Consider the following 14,636-nt stretch of genomic DNA (forward strand, 5'->3'; position numbering starts at 1 on the left):
AGGCGAAAACCTCGGTGATGAAGTCCGCGAGGTCATCATGAGTGGCGGTGGTATTGTTCCTGCTCATGATATGAATTTACGCCTCAGCTCACCTGCCCACAAGAGCTAACAAAGCACTACTAGCGGGCGGCGGCATTGCGCCCGTCCGCAATGGCATCAACCAGCGACTCGTTACCAAGCTGCGGCCGGTCACTCCACATCGGGAGGCCACTCTCGGCATCTCCCGGTCCTGCAAGCTGGTCCAAGGTCAGATCCAGCGTGGTGTTGATATCTTCTACGGTTGCCATAGCAATCTCCTCTTCCTCATTGTTTTCTGGTGTGGATGACAGGAGTCTGCCGTATCGCCATGGACTTCTCGTAGCGTTCCGGGCGATCTGCAAGTCCCTCGGTGCCGCCATTGATCACTTGGGTAGCACCTCCCTTGGGGCCACTTAGTCGCCCCACCACCCATCCACGAACTACTCTGGATCCCGTGACGTCGACATTCGAATCACAGGACACATTCACCGATCAAGCCATCAACGAGGCGCACCGTGCGGCGCTTCGCTCTATCGCCCGGGTAGTGGAGGAGACCACGCCACCCACGCCACCGGAGCAGGCGTTGCAGCAGGTCATCGAGCAGCTCGACCTCGGTCCGGCACTCGTGCTCACCGGCGCCGGGGTGTCCACCGATTCCGGTATTCCGGACTACCGCAGCCCGCGGGGCCGGTTGAGCCAGCACCGCCCGATGACCTACCAGGAGTTCCGGCACGATCCGGCGGCACTCCAGCGTTACTGGGCACGTTCTTTCGTCGGCTGGCGGCAGATGACGGGCATGCGGCCGAACCGGACGCACTACGCCCTGGTGGAGCTGGAGCGCGCCGGATACATCCAGGGTGTAATTACCCAGAACGTCGACGGACTGCACAGTGCCGCCGGCTCCCGGAATCTGGTGCACCTGCACGGTGACATGAAATCGGTGATCTGTCTGGACTGCGGGTACCGGGAGGAGCGGGGGCACTTCGACCAGCGCCTCCTGGCCGCGAATCCCACTTATCTGGACTCCATCCGGCTGGATCCGCAGATGGTCAATCCGGACGGTGACGTCTTCCTCTCTGACCCGGATATCGCCCGGTTCGCCATGATCGGATGCCTGAACTGCGGCTCCCACCGGCTCAAGCCGGACGTGGTCTACTTCGGGGAGTCCGTTCCCGCCGAACGCAAGCAAGCCACCAGCCAACTGATCAACGACGCCGCCTCGGTCATCGTGGCCGGCTCCTCACTCGCCGTGATGAGCGGGTACCGCATCGTGCTGGACGCCCAGAAGCAGGGGAAACCGGTGGCGGTGATCAACGGTGGCCCGGGCCGGGCGGATCACCGGGTGAACACCCTGTGGCGCACCCGGGTCGCCCCGGCCTTCGACGCCCTCCTGGATGAGCTGGATCTCTAGCGGCGCAGCAGATCCGTCCTGCTCAGTTGCAGGCCACGCACCAGCGCGGAGAGTAGGGCCAGACCGGCCAGCACGAACAGCGGAAGTGCGGCACCCACGGTGGGAAGCAGGGCTTCGAGCAGCACCGGTAACCCGAACCCCAGGTAGGTGAACACGTAGAAGATACCGATCACGGTGCCGTGGGAACCCCGGGGCGCCAGGTGCTCGATGTCCAGCAGCCCCTGTTGAAGGCAGAGTCCATAAGCGGCACCCAGCACGAGACAGGCGACGATGAAGATCCACAACGGGGGAGCTGCGCCCCCGGTGCCGGCGAGTGCCATGCCGACGGCCGCCAGAATCGCACCGGCGACACCGGCCCCGGGACCCCACCCGAAACGGCGGCCCAGCATCTGCACGCCGAGCCCGGCGCCGAAGGCGAGGAAGGCGGCGGCACCGGGCAGTAGCACCCCGTTACTGACACGCCCGGCCATCCGTCCGGCCAAAATCACAAAAGTTGCGGTGGCGCAGCTGAACACCCACAGGGCCATCGGGAGAGAGGCTGACAGGGCACGGCCGATGCTGCGTGCAGCCGGTTGTGCGTCGGGCTGCCCGGCCGTTCCCCGGGTGGAGCGCTCCCGGGAGGGTTTGGCAGGTAGATTCCCGACCGCCAGGGCCAGCACGACCGTGGCCAGGGAGAAGAGGGTACTCACCGCGAAGGGGACGGGGAGGGCTGCGCTCGCAGGCAGGAGGTAGGCCAGTAATCCGGAGGCGATGGGACCGCTGGCGAAGCCGGAGGTCAGGAAGATCCCGGCGAGGGTGACCCCACCGGCCGGACGGAGTTTCCCGGCCCACGCGGTGCCGGCGCTCATGGCAAGACCCACGCCCAGGCCCACGATAAACCTTCCCACCAGCAACCCGAGCTCGCCGTGCCAGAACAACAGTCCGGCATTGCCGAGTGCGGCGACGGTCCCGCCGGTCAACACCACCCGGCGGGCGCCGATCCGGTCCGCGAGGGCTCCGCCTCCCAACAGACAGGGCAGTAACCCGAGGGCGTAGATGCCGTAGGCGCCGTTGACCAGCACCCCGGAAAGGTTCTCCTGTTCACGGAGCAGCCCCAGCATGGAGGCGAAGTGGTTCGCCGCCCACCCCGCGGCCAACAGCAGCAGGACCACAGCGCCGAAGACCCGGCGCCGGGCATTCTGATATTCCATGCTCACCCCATGACGGCTCGGCTCCCGGTTGTGTACAAGTGCACTCTAGTGGTTGAACCGGGCCCGGGGCCGCGGAACCGCAGCTATTCCACCATCGCCAATTCATCCCGGATGATCCGGCGCACCCGCTCATCCTGGGGCAGATCAGCGTGCAGGATCACGGCACGGGGATGCAGGTCCTGCACCCAGATATTGTGCACGCGGTCGGTCTCCAGTTCATCCACGGTGCCATCCGCCAGCTCCGCCTTGTCCGGGTAGAGGAAACAGGTCTCAGGTGGCTGGATCACGGTATCCCCGCGGGTGGCGATACAGGTATAAGTCACCCCGGGGTCCAGATCGCCGCCCTCGTTGATGGCCGCGATGGTGGCGTGCCCGGCCACCTGCTCGAAACCGGAATCACCGAACCAGCTGCTGACCAGTGAATTCATGATGTTCTCCGCCATGGAGGTCCGCACCAGCGGACTGACGATCCCGCCCAGAGTGGTGCCGTGGTTAGGTACCGCCAGGCTGACCAGATGCCGTACCTTCGGTGCTCCGCCCAGCAACCGCATCCAGTAGCGGCAGAGTGTGCCGCCCTGGGAGTGGCCGATCAGGATCACCTGCTCCGCCCCGGTGACCTGCAGGACCGTGTCGATGTAGGCGCCGATCTGGGAGGCGGATTCGGCGATCGTGTCAGTGGCCCGGTTGCCGAAGTCCGGTGCGAAGACCGCGTAGCCGTCTTCCCGGAGGTCGTGGCCGAGTTCCATCCAGTCTCCCTTGGTGGTGCCGGTGCCGTGCACGCAGACCACGGGATAGGGACGATCCGCGGTGGGGCGGGCCCGCCAGTCATCCTCGAAGAGGCCGCGGGCGCGCAGCCGGGCCAGGATCGGCAGAGGCCGGGGTCCCTCATCCTCCAGCGCCTCCTCCTCGCCGGAGGTGTCCACGTTCTTGCTGACCTCGCGCGCCACCCGCTCGGATTCCGCCCGGTCCTCCGGGGACGGTGCCGCTGCCGCATCCCCGTCGTTGTTCCCGTCATTCCCGGCGTCCCCGGGCAGGACCACCGGGTTGTCGGGGTCGTCGGCAAGCGAGTCAGTGCCGGATTTCTCGTGCGGCCGCAACAGATTACCGAGCTTTTCGGACAGCTCCTGGAAGAGGTCGTTCGGTCGCTCCTGCGGCATGTGGCTTCCTCATACTCGGCATTCGATCGGACGTCGCCCAGCCTAGCGGCGCCGCGGTTAGGCTGGGTGCCAGCAAGTACGAGGGTGAAAGGTAGTGATCCCGGGTGACGCAATCCGAACTGATGCTGATGCAGTCCGTCGACCAGGCGCTGGACAAGTTGACCGAGCTCTACGAGAACTCGGCCCGGCTGGCGCGGCAGGTGCTCGAGAAGGGCACCTACGAGGACTACCGAAAGGTGGTCTACCCCAAGCTCGTGGTGGACATTCTGGAGTGGCGGCCGATCGACCGTTCCGAACCCTTCGGTTATGTGGATGAGGCAGGCCGTTATTCCGCCACGCTGTCCAAGCCCCACCTGATCCGGGACTACCTCGAGGAACAGCTCACCCGGCTGACCGGAAACTACCCCTGCGAGATCTACGTCGGGGAATCGGAGACCCGTATCCCGCCGGAGTACCTGCGCGACGTCCCGGACGCCAGCGAAGCGCGCCGGGCCGGGGACGTCGCCGACGCGATCCCGCGCCCGACCCTGGACGAGGTGCACGACGCCATCGTCGACGGCGAATGGGACGTCTTCCACGGCGAGGAGAAACCGCTGTTCCACTTCGGCCCGCAGCGTTTCGACATCGCCTGCGCCCGCATCGAGCACTACACCGGCATCCCGGTGGACAGCGTGCAGCGCTACATCCTGTTCACCAACTACGCCATGCACACCTCTGAGTTCGTGAAATTCGGTCTCCGCGCCCTGACCCACGAAGATTCCCGCTACACCCTGCTGACCCTGCCCAACGGACAGCAGATCACGCCCGAGCACGCCGGGGAGCTGATCGGCGATGAGCTGGACCTCGGGTCGCGGTTCCAGATGCCGCGCTATGACCTGTGCACCGAGAACGGCTACGGCATCACCATGATCAACATCGGCGTCGGCCCCTCCAACGCGAAGACGATCACTGACTGTCTGGCGGTGCTGCGCCCGGAGGGCTGGATCATGATCGGCCACTGCGCCGGCCTGGACGGTCGGATGCGCATCGGTGACCTCATCCTGGGCAACGCCTACCAGCGCCAGGACCGGATCCTGGACCACCGCATCGACCCCGACATCCCGATTCCGGCGGTGCCGGAGATCCAGCGGGCGCTGGAGGCCAGCGTCCACGAGATCTACGGCGGCGACAAGTCGCTCATGCGCACCGGCACCGTGCTGTCCACCGGCGACCGGAACTGGGAGTGGCACACCCCGGAGGCGCTGTGGGAGTTGTTCAAGGGTTCCACCGCCGCCGCGGTGGACATGGAGTCCTGTGCCCTGGCGGCCAACGGCTACCGCTACCGCATTCCCTATGGCACCCTGCTCAGCGTCTCCGACCTGCCGCTGCACGCCGTGCCGAAGCTCCCGGCACAGGCGCAGGCCTTCTACTCCAACTCCAAGGAGGCGCACGTGATGTGCGCGGTACGTGCCGTGGAATCTCTGGCCGCCGACCCACAGCGCCTGCGCACCCGCAAGCTGCGCCGCGCCATGGGGGAGGTGCCCTTCAGGTAGAAGCCGGCCCGGTCGCCCGCTTGTTGACGCCGCGGGGCGCGGCACCATCGGGCTGTGCCGGGTTTGCGCCGGCGCTGGTTAGGATTGAGCGAAACGCGCGGCAGGCAGGAGGACGGCGTGGAGATCCGTTGGCTTGAAGGGTTCATCGCGGTGGCCGAGGAGCTGCACTTCAGCAATGCCGCAGCCCGCCTGGACATGCAGCAGTCCCCGCTGAGCCAGCTCATCCGCCGGCTGGAGAAGGAGCTCGGGCAACGGCTCTTCGACCGGAGCACCCGCTCCGTGGAGTTGACTGCCGCTGGCCAGGCGTTTCTGCCCCACGCCCGGGAAATCGTCGCCCGCACCATCGCGGCCCGACAGGCCGTGGACGCCGCTGAAGGTGAGATCGTGGGCAGGGTCCGGGTGGGGTTTTCCGGGGTGCTCAATTATTCGACTCTGCCTCCGCTCACCAGGATGGTTCATGAGCGACTCCCACACGTCCATCTTGACCTCGTGGGCCGCATTCTGACCAGGGATGCACTCATCCAGCTGCAGCGGGGATCCCTGGACCTGTCTTTTGTGGGGCTTCCCGTCAACAACCCGGACGTGGCGACCCGGCTCATCAACAAAGAAGCCTTCGGCGTGGTCCTGCCGGCTGACCATCCGATGGTGGGGGAGAAGATCGTGCATCTCGGCGACCTGTCGGGGGACGGCTTTGTCACGACGCCGGAGTCGTCGGGCTCGGTGTTCCGGGATTCCACCCTGAAGTTGTGTGCGGAAGCCGGTTTCACACCGCGCATCTCCCAGGAGGTGACCGACCCTTATGTGGCGATGCTGCTCGTGGCGGAGGGCGTGGGAGTGGCCGTCATGACCGAGGGCGTGGGCCCGCTGACTCCGCCCGGATCGGTGTACCGCCCGATCCGGCAGGACTCCGTGGAGCTCAGCCATGGCGTCGCCTGGGTTCCGGGGGCGGGGACGACCGCACGCGATGCGGTGATCGAGATCGCCGAGGAGCTGTCCGCACCGACCGGCGGTGACGGAGGGTAGCCGGTTTCCGGCGGGCGGTTACGTCCTGAGGTCGGTGCGTGGTTGCAGTGACCCGGGTGGGACGCTTCATCCGGCCCCTTGTTCCGCTGAGCGCGGGAGAGTCTGGACCGGAAAATTCATCTGCCGACGTCGCTGGGAGGGGCACAGCCAAGCCCTCGGTCGGGCCGTCACAAGGTCGTACCCAGGGGTTTCCCGGCGCGGAGCGTCGTTCCGGGAGGTGTCCTGCAGAGATAATGTAGAGAATGAACTTAATATATGTAGTATTTTGTATTTCTCTTACAAAGTGACCGTGCTTATAGTTCTCCTCAGTGGTTACTCCAGTCACATTATCTGGTGGTTGCGGGAACCCTACCCCCACATCTGCACAACGACTGAGAGGGACTCTCATGGCTCATAATCTGTCGGTGAAGGAGCCGCCGCGCGTGGCTCCTTCCACCGAAGACAGCCTCCGGGCCCATCCCACGAAGGGCACCCCGCAGGCGAAGCGGGCGGCCGTGTCCGGCTTCCTGGGGTCGACGCTGGAGTACTACGACTTCTTCATCTACGGTTCGGCGGCGGCGCTGGTATTCGGCGACGTGTTCTTCCCCGGTGGTGGGGCGAACTCGGTGCTGCTGTCCATCGCGACCCTCGGCGTGGCCTATGTCGCGCGCCCGTTGGGTGCCATCCTCTTCGGGCACCTCGGTGACACGCTGGGACGCCGCAAGACCCTGTTGATCATCCTGTTCACCATGGGGATCGCGACATTCGTCATCGGCTGTCTTCCGACCTACGACCAGGTCGGCGTATTGGCCCCCGTTCTGCTGGTGGTTCTGCGGTTGTTGCAGGGGCTGTCCGCCGGTGGCGAGTCCCCGGTGGCCGCCTCCCTGTCCATGGAGCACGCTCCGGAGCGCCGCCGCTCGTTGTTCGCTTCGTTCACCGCCTCCGGCGTCATGTCCGGCATCGTCCTTTCTTCTCTGGTGTTCATCCCGATCGCGGCCCTGCCGGACCAGGCCCTCCTGAGCTGGGGCTGGCGCGTTCCGTTCTGGCTGAGCATCGTGCTGACGGTGGTCGCCCTGTGGATCCGCACCCGCCTGGAGGAGTCAGAAACCTTCGCGGAAGAGGTGCAGGACGCCGATGAACCGGCGAAGGTGCCCATGGTGGAGCTGTTCCGCAGCCACCGGGGCGCTGTCATCCGCGTGATGTTCTCGTCGACCTACATGATGATGAACACCATCCTCAACGTCTTCGGGCTCGCCTACGCCGTGTACAACGACGTGGAACGAACCACCATGCTCGGTGTCATCGCCGCGGCGAACCTGGTGGCGGTGCTGACCCAGCCCTTCTTCGGGCTGCTGGCGGACCGGATCGGCCGTAAGCCGGTCTTCGTCGTCGGGGCGCTGGGAGCCGGTGCGATGATGTTCATCTTCTTCAGCGCCATCAGCACCGGCGACATCATGATGATCTACCTGTCCGCCATGGTCCTGATGGGCGTCTTCTACGCAGCCCCGAACGGTTCCTACATGGCGGCGTTCCCGGAGCAGTTCCCCGCCCGGGTCCGCTACTCCGGCATGGCCATCGCGTTGATGCTCGGACTGCTGATCTCCGGCTTCGCCCCCGCCATCGCGGAGCTGCTGACCGGGGGCCAGGCGGGCCACTGGCAGCCGGTGGCCTGGATGTGCCTGGGCTTCAGCGTGCTGTCCGCCGTGGCCTTCGCCACCGGCCCCGAAACCTACAAGATCCCGACCCACCTGCTGGGCACCAGGAAAACCGACCCGCAGGTTTCCCCCGAGTAAGGGCGACCGCCCACCACAACCCCCAATTCACCAAGGAGAGAAAGAACATGGCTGAATACGCCGTCACCTACGCCTACGTCCCCGAGAACGATGAGATGGCCGCCATCCGGCCCACCCACGTTGACTTCCTGCGGGAACTCCACGAGCGCGGCACCCTGCTGGTTTCCGGCCGGCTGACCGAGTGCGATCCGCTGGGAGCGCTGCTGATCATCCGCGGTGACTCGGTGGAGGAAGTCGAGGCCACCATGGATGAGGATCCGATCTACTCCGGCGGTTTCGTCTCCGAACGCCTGGTGCGCCGCTGGAACATCGCCTTCGGCGGAATCGAGGAGGGCAAGTGACCACCACGATCCAGACCCCGGTGCCCACGAGGCAGCTCACGGCGGAAGCAGCCGTCACCACAGCCCAACGCACCATCGAGTACCGTCAGCTCCCCGCCCCGGTCCCGGCCCCCGGCACCGCGGTGATCCGGATGAACACCGTCACGCTCTGCGGCACCGACGCCCACATCTGGGATGACGACTACGCCACCGAGCTGCCGATCATCCAGGGACATGAAGCCGCCGGAACCATCGTGGAGCTGGACCCCACCGACGCGGGGCAGGGCTTCAGCGTCGGTGACCGCGTGGTGATCTGTCCGATGTTCTACTGCGGTACCTGCCACGCCTGCTCGGTCGGCCGGGTGAACGCCTGCCGGGAGATGAGCGTCTACGGCTGCTACGAGGACGGTTCGCTGGTCTCCCGTCAGGCGGTGCCCCTGGCGAACCTGCACCGGCTTCCCGGGGGGCTGCCGGTGGACCTCGCCCCGCTGGTGGAGCCGATCTCCATCGCGATGCAGGCCTGCCAACGGGGTCGCCCCGTGGCAGGGGAGAAGGTGCTGGTCAACGGCGCCGGGCCGATCGGGGTACTGGCGGTGACCTACCTGAAGGACTTGGGCTGCGAGGTGGCCGTCGCGGACATGAACCAGGCCCGTCTCGAGCTGGCCGCCGCCTGCGGCGCGGACCGGCCCTTCCTCGTCGCGGGTGCGTTTCCCGCGGCGGACCAGGCGGATGAGCTGGCGGCGTGGACCGACGGCAACGGTCCCTCGCTGATCATCGACGCCACCGGTGCCCCGGTCTCGGTGGCCACCGCCATCGACCTGGTGGCCACCGCCGGCCGTGTGGTCTGCGTCGGTATCTCAGACCGGCAGCTGTCCTTCGACATGCGCAAGCTGGCCACCAAGGAGATTGATCTGCTCGGCTCCCGGAACTCGGAGAATCTCTTCGACCAGTCGGCCGACCTGCTCAACCGCTACCAGCAGACCCTCCGTCAGTTGATCACCCACCGCTTCGCCTTCCACGACCTCGACCGGGCCTTCACCACACTCATCGACCCGGCCGCGGGCGTGGGCAAGATCGCCATCGATTTCCCAGGAGAGAACTGATGTCCATATCCTTTAACGGAGACCGTCCGTTGCTGACCGCGCCGGAGCAGTGGCCCGAATCCGTCGACCTGCTCGTGATGGGATCCGGCTGCGCCGGCATGACCGCCGCACTGGTGGCGGCGCAGGCCGGGCAGCGGGTCGCCGTCGTGGAGAAGGCCAGCCGGCTCGGTGGCACCACCGCCGCCGGTGGCGGGGTGATGTGGGCACCGAACAACCACCTGATGGGTAACCGGGGCTTCACCGACTCGGTGGTGGCGGCCCGGGACTACCTGTGGGCCGCCACCAGGGGCAGGCTCTCCGAGGAGGAGATCGACTGGTACGTGGAGAATTCCGCGGCGGCGGTACGCTTCCTCGACGAGCACACCCGGGTGGACTACGTGCCGCTGTTCCGGCCGGACTACCACCGTGAATGGCCGGGTTCCACGGCGGGCGGGCGTGGTCTCGACCACCGGCCCTTCGACCCCGCCGTGGTCCCAGGACTGCGCGAGGCCGTCCGCCAGCCCACCTACCTCCCGCTGATCACCATGGATGAGCGTGACCAGCTCCACGGCGCCGCCCCCGACCCGCAGCTGCTGGCCGACCGGACCAAGGTGGGGGTGCGCACCATGGGCGGGGCATTGGCCTCGGCCCTGGTCGCCACCGCCTGGGATCTCGGCGTGCTGATCACCACCGAGACCGCGGTCACGGGTCTGCGGCACTCGGCCGACGACGAGCTGGAGGACACACCGTGGACCGTGGAACTGACGGGAACGGACGGCGCGCGTCCGATCCGTGCCCGCAACGTCCTCATCGCCGCCGGGGGGTTCGAGTGGTCGCAGCAGCTGACATCCACCCTGCTGAAGTTCCCCATCACCCCGATCTCGGCGCCGTCGAACACCGGTGACGGCCTGAAACTCGGCCTCGGCGTCGGTGCGGCGGTCACCGAGACCACCGACATCTGGGGGGTGCCCGTCCTCACCGAGCACGGTGCCGAGTACGACGGCCTGCCTTCCGGACGCATGGGCAACGTCGAGGCCACCCTGCCAGGCTCCGTCGTGGTCAACAGTGCCGGACGCCGCTTCGTGAACGAGGCGCTGAACTACCACGATTTCTCCCGGGTGTTCGCCAACATCGACCCCGCCACCGGACAGTTCCAGAACATCCCCGCCTACCTGGTCATGGACTCGGTCTTCGTCTCCCGTTACCCGGTCGCCGGCCACCCGGTATTCACCGAGGCCGCCGACGCACCGGAGTGGCTGGTGCAGGCCCCCACCCTCGCGGGGCTGGCGGAGAAGCTGGACGTGGATCCCGCCGGGCTCCAGACCACGGTGACGCGGTTCAACGAAGATGCCCGCGCCGGGGTGGACAGCGAATTCGGCCGCGGCGCCACCGAACAGGACCGTCACCTGGGTGACCCGGCCGTGGCACCGAACCCCTGTCTGGCGCCACTGGAGACGGGCCCGTTCTACGCGGTCCAGCTCCGCCCGGGTGTCCTCGGTACCTCCGGTGGCCTGGAAACTGACCTGGACGGCCAGGTGCTCGGCTGGGACGAGGCACCGCTCGGTGGGCTCTACGCCGCCGGCAACTGCTCGGCCACGGTCTTCAAGGACGCCTACCCGGGCGGCGGCGCCACCATCGGATCCGCGATCACCCGTGCCTATGCCGCCAGCCGACACATTGTTCACGCCCACAGCCGAACTGGCGACTATGCGGCTGCCGGCGTCCGCTGAACGCGGTGACCCGTGAAACACCGAAAGACTGAACCAGAGCTGGAGAAAAGAAGATGACCGAAAAAATTTCCGGTACGCCATGGGATCTCGAGGTTGATCTCCTGGTGCTCGGCTCGGGTGCGGCCGGGCTGTCGGCGGCCCTGACCGGCACGGCCGAAGGCCTTGAGGTGCTCGTCGCCGAGAAGAGCGACTACATCGGCGGCACCACCGCCTATTCGGCGGGCACCTGCTGGGTCCCCGACAACCACCACCAACGCGAGGACGGGATCACCGACGACCGCGAGAAGGTCGAACGTTACCTGGACACCCTGGTCGGCGATAAGTCCGACAAGGCCATGCGGATGGCCTACGTGGACAACGGCCCGAAGATGCTGAAGTACATGGAGCAACTCGGCGTGAAGTTCCTGCGCTCCCCGAATGTGGTGGACTACCACTCCGAGCTCCCCGAAACCGGGAGGACCGGACGGGCCCTGGAACCGGAACCCTTCGACGGCCGCAAACTCGGTGCAGTCAATTTCCGGCATGTCCGCCGTCCCGTTCCGGAGTTCGCACTCATGAACGGCACCCTGATGCTCCGCCGCCCGGAGGTCAACACCCTGCTCGGCATCTTCTCCGGAAGGCCCGCCCCCACCGCGAAGGCCGCCACCGTGGCCCTCGGTCTGGGTCTACGCTGGGCCACCGACCGGATCCGGCACCCGCGTGGCACGCGGCTCGTGATGGGCAATGCCCTGACCGCGAGGATGTACCACGAGGTCCTGCAGCGCGGGGCGACGGTCTGGCGCAACGCACTGACCACAGAGTTGCTCAACAGCGCTGACGGCTCCCGGGTCATCGGCGCCGTGGTCAACCACGGGGGCAGGCAGCACCGTATCCGTACCCGCCGGGGAGTGGTGCTGGCCGCCGGCGGTTTCTCCCAGTCCCCGGAGCTGCGCAAGAAGTACCTGCCGGAGCCGACCCCGCAGTTCTCCCGCGCCAACGAGAGCGCCACCGGCGACACCATGAAGCTGGCCGCGGCAGTCGGTGCGCGGCTCGGGGAGGACAACGGCGAGAACGCCCTGTGGTTCCCTTCCTCGATCGGTACCCGCGCGGACGGTTCGACCGCAGTGTTCCCCCACATCTGGGACCGTGGTCGACCCGGCGTGATCGCGGTGAACTCGGCGGGGGAGCGTTTCGTGGATGAATCCGTCTCATACCACCGCTTCGTGCGCGCCATGTATGAATCGAACAAGACCACCCCGACGGTGCCGGCCTGGTTGGTGGTGGACTCCCGCACCCTGGCGAAGTACGGCCTGGGCATGATCACCATGCCGCATCTGCCGCGGTTCGCGTTGAAGAAATACATCAGCTCTGGGTACCTCCATGAGGGCACCACACTGCGCGAACTAGCGGACAAGATCGGGGTCGACGCCACGGGACTGGCGATGACGGTGGCCCGCTACAACGAATTCGCCCGGACCGGCATTGACGGGGACTTCCACAAGGGCGAGCTGCTCTTCGGTCGGGCCGCCGGCGACCCGGAGCACAAGCCGAACCCCAACCTGGGGCCGGTGGAGCAGGGACCCTACTACGCCATCGCTGTGGTGCCCACCCCCTTGGCCACCTCCTTCGGTATCAGCATCAACCCGCACGCCCAGGTGGTGGCCGAGGATGGCAGGCCCATCCCCGGGCTTTACGCCGCGGGAAATGACGCCCAGTCCGTGATGGGTTCCGAGTACCCGGGCGCGGGTTCCCAGGTGGGCTCAGGCATGACCTTCGGGTGGGCGGCCGCCCGCCATGCGGCAGGGGAGCACCTGGATGACGGCACCGATGCGCCGCAGGTGAATGACACCGAAATGAAGGCGGGCACTCCTGTGGAGACGGTGACCACCACCGCAGGGTGAGTTCCCGCCCCCGGGGAGCGCTCCGCCCGGGGCACCGGCCGCGCCTGCCGGTGCCCCGGAATGCGCGGGCCCGCGGACTACCAGGGAGAAATGGGGGCGGCAGCAGGCTGTAGCCGATGTCTGATCCCACCTCCACGCCCCCTTCCCATCGCATTCCAGACGCTCTTTGGGCCCTTCAGGGGCATCCGAAAGGTTGATCTTGTACCTGCTCTAGCGCCAACCGTGCCCTTCTCATTAAGGTGAGCCTCACAATATTAAGGGCAGCCTAACTGGGCTGACATCTCAAGGAGAAGGGAAGTGGGGCATGAACCTCACCGCCGAAAAGCCGTTGTCCGTCAACCTGCGTGAATGCACCGCCGTCGCCCACGAGGACGCGGAGCAGTCGTCGTTCATGTCCCGTCTGCTCGAAGGTTCGCTGACCCGGGCGGCGGTGGCCGACTACACCGGCCAGCTGTGGTTCATGTACGCAGACCTGGAGCGCGCGGTGCGCGCGACCTCGCACCTGTCGTGCATGGCCAGCATCGCGGATCACCGCCTGGAACGGCTGGATGTCCTCGAGAAGGATCTGACCGAGCTGATCGGGCCGGACTGGCGGTCCACGCTGCTCCCCGAGCCCGCCACCGCCGCGTATGTCGCCCGGCTCGATGAGCTCGCCGAGGCCAAGGACGAACTTGGGCTGATCGCCCATCACTATGTCCGCTATCTCGGGGATCTCGCCGGGGGGCAGGTCATTGCCCGCATGCTGCGCCAGCGTTACGGCATCAGTGGACAGGGCGTGCACTTCTATGATTTCGGGGAGATCGGCAAGATCAAGCCCTACCGGGACGGCTACCGGGAGCGCCTCGATGCCCTGGACCTGGACGGGCAGGAAGTGGCCCGGCTGATCGAGGAGGCCAACCGTGCCTTCGCCCTCAATGGCGCGGTCTTCCGGGACCTCGCGAAGCGCCACTGCGCCACCGGCGACCCTCACTGAGAAGGGTCCGTCCGGCGGCGGGGTGTCAGTCTTCTTCAGTCTTCTTCGCTGCGCAGCTTCTTCGCGCCCGCCCGCCGGCGAGGGGACAGTCCCGGCGCGAACCACACCAGCGCCGCTGCGGCCAGGGCTGCTGCGGTGGCGCCCGACAGGGCGTACTCCGCCGGCACGAACCGGAGGGTGAGCAGGCAGATCGCCAGAATCCCCAGTCAGATCAGCGGCAACGTCACACTCCTGCCCAGTGAGTCTTCCACCTGGTCCTCGGCCCACCCCATGCCTGGGAAGCGGTCGCGGGCCTCATTGCGGATGCGCCGCTTCGTCTTCCGGGTTGCGCCGATCACCGCGATCAGCACCAGGGCCAGGCCGGCGCCGGTGATCAGGAGGTCGCCATAGGCGCCACCGAAGGCGATGACGGCGGTGGCCACGACGATCCCGATGCGTTCGGGCGTGCTGAGCGGGACCGGGGTCTCGGGATCGACGTCCGGATACAGCGTGTGAAACCGGCTGTCTGTGGCAGTCATGTGAAAGGGCCTTTCTCTGCTCGGGCTGTT

The 14,636-nt window shown here is 66.7% G+C and carries 14 protein-coding genes; 9 read left to right on the forward strand and 5 right to left on the reverse strand.

Annotation, left to right across the window (positions count from 1 at the left end; genetic code table 11):
- Window positions 1-119: 119 nt before the first annotated feature.
- Window positions 120-287: a hypothetical protein gene (locus ACQCVD_RS13690; RefSeq protein ID WP_426824334.1), complete on the reverse strand. Its 168-nt coding sequence runs from the start codon at window positions 285-287 to the stop codon at window positions 120-122.
- Between the two features lie 185 nt (window positions 288-472).
- Between ACQCVD_RS13690 and ACQCVD_RS13695 the strand changes: the two genes are divergently transcribed.
- Complete coding sequence (locus tag ACQCVD_RS13695; protein ID WP_426824335.1) at window positions 473-1,429, forward strand: Sir2 family NAD-dependent protein deacetylase; 957 nt, start codon at window positions 473-475, stop codon at window positions 1,427-1,429.
- Here ACQCVD_RS13695 and ACQCVD_RS13700 read toward each other — a convergent pair.
- The gene (locus tag ACQCVD_RS13700; protein ID WP_426824336.1) at window positions 1,426-2,619 is read right to left on the reverse strand and encodes an MFS transporter; all 1,194 of its coding nucleotides are present in this window, start codon (window positions 2,617-2,619) and stop codon (window positions 1,426-1,428) included. The genes ACQCVD_RS13695 and ACQCVD_RS13700 overlap by 4 nt on opposite strands.
- An 83-nt stretch (window positions 2,620-2,702) precedes the next feature.
- Window positions 2,703-3,776, reverse strand: a complete 1,074-nt coding sequence (locus ACQCVD_RS13705) for an esterase/lipase family protein (protein WP_426824337.1) — start codon at window positions 3,774-3,776, stop codon at window positions 2,703-2,705.
- 122 nt (window positions 3,777-3,898) lie between these two features.
- Here ACQCVD_RS13705 and amn point away from each other — a divergent pair, with 122 nt between their 5' ends.
- The 8 genes from amn (at window position 3,899) to ACQCVD_RS13745 (ending at window position 14,088) form a co-directional block, all read left to right on the forward strand.
- On the forward strand, window positions 3,899-5,308 hold the full coding sequence (amn, locus tag ACQCVD_RS13710) for an AMP nucleosidase (RefSeq protein WP_426824392.1): 1,410 nt from the start codon (window positions 3,899-3,901) through the stop codon (window positions 5,306-5,308).
- 117 nt (window positions 5,309-5,425) lie between these two features.
- Window positions 5,426-6,331: a LysR substrate-binding domain-containing protein gene (locus ACQCVD_RS13715; RefSeq protein ID WP_426824338.1), complete on the forward strand. Its 906-nt coding sequence runs from the start codon at window positions 5,426-5,428 to the stop codon at window positions 6,329-6,331.
- A 386-nt stretch (window positions 6,332-6,717) separates the two neighbouring features.
- A complete protein-coding gene (locus tag ACQCVD_RS13720; protein ID WP_426824339.1) occupies window positions 6,718-8,103 on the forward strand; it encodes an MFS transporter in 1,386 nt (461 codons plus the stop codon).
- Window positions 8,104-8,150: 47 nt separating this feature from the next.
- Complete coding sequence (locus ACQCVD_RS13725) at window positions 8,151-8,444, forward strand: YciI family protein (RefSeq protein WP_426824340.1); 294 nt, start codon at window positions 8,151-8,153, stop codon at window positions 8,442-8,444.
- Window positions 8,441-9,526, forward strand: coding sequence for a zinc-binding dehydrogenase (locus tag ACQCVD_RS13730; protein ID WP_426824341.1), 1,086 nt, complete (start codon window positions 8,441-8,443; stop codon window positions 9,524-9,526). Before ACQCVD_RS13725 ends, ACQCVD_RS13730 begins: the two co-directional genes overlap by 4 nt.
- A complete protein-coding gene (locus tag ACQCVD_RS13735; RefSeq protein WP_426824342.1) occupies window positions 9,526-11,235 on the forward strand; it encodes an FAD-dependent oxidoreductase in 1,710 nt (569 codons plus the stop codon). The genes ACQCVD_RS13730 and ACQCVD_RS13735 overlap by 1 nt, the downstream gene beginning before the upstream one ends.
- Before the next feature lie 53 nt (window positions 11,236-11,288).
- Entirely contained in the window at window positions 11,289-13,115 is a 1,827-nt protein-coding gene (locus ACQCVD_RS13740; RefSeq protein ID WP_426824343.1) for an FAD-binding protein, read from the forward strand.
- Between the two features lie 304 nt (window positions 13,116-13,419).
- Window positions 13,420-14,088, forward strand: a complete 669-nt coding sequence (locus tag ACQCVD_RS13745) for a heme oxygenase (biliverdin-producing) (protein WP_426824344.1) — start codon at window positions 13,420-13,422, stop codon at window positions 14,086-14,088.
- Window positions 14,089-14,123: 35 nt separating this feature from the next.
- Here ACQCVD_RS13745 and ACQCVD_RS13750 read toward each other — a convergent pair whose 3' ends face one another.
- Window positions 14,124-14,255 (reverse strand): hypothetical protein, encoded by a 132-nt coding sequence (locus ACQCVD_RS13750; protein ID WP_426824345.1) that lies wholly within the window; start codon window positions 14,253-14,255, stop codon window positions 14,124-14,126.
- 39 nt (window positions 14,256-14,294) lie between these two features.
- On the reverse strand, window positions 14,295-14,606 hold the full coding sequence (locus ACQCVD_RS13755) for a hypothetical protein (protein ID WP_426824346.1): 312 nt from the start codon (window positions 14,604-14,606) through the stop codon (window positions 14,295-14,297).
- Window positions 14,607-14,636 lie beyond the last annotated feature (30 nt).

The sequence above is a fragment of the Corynebacterium halotolerans genome (assembly GCF_050107895.1).
GTDB classification, from domain to species: Bacteria; Actinomycetota; Actinomycetes; order Mycobacteriales; family Mycobacteriaceae; genus Corynebacterium; species Corynebacterium halotolerans_B.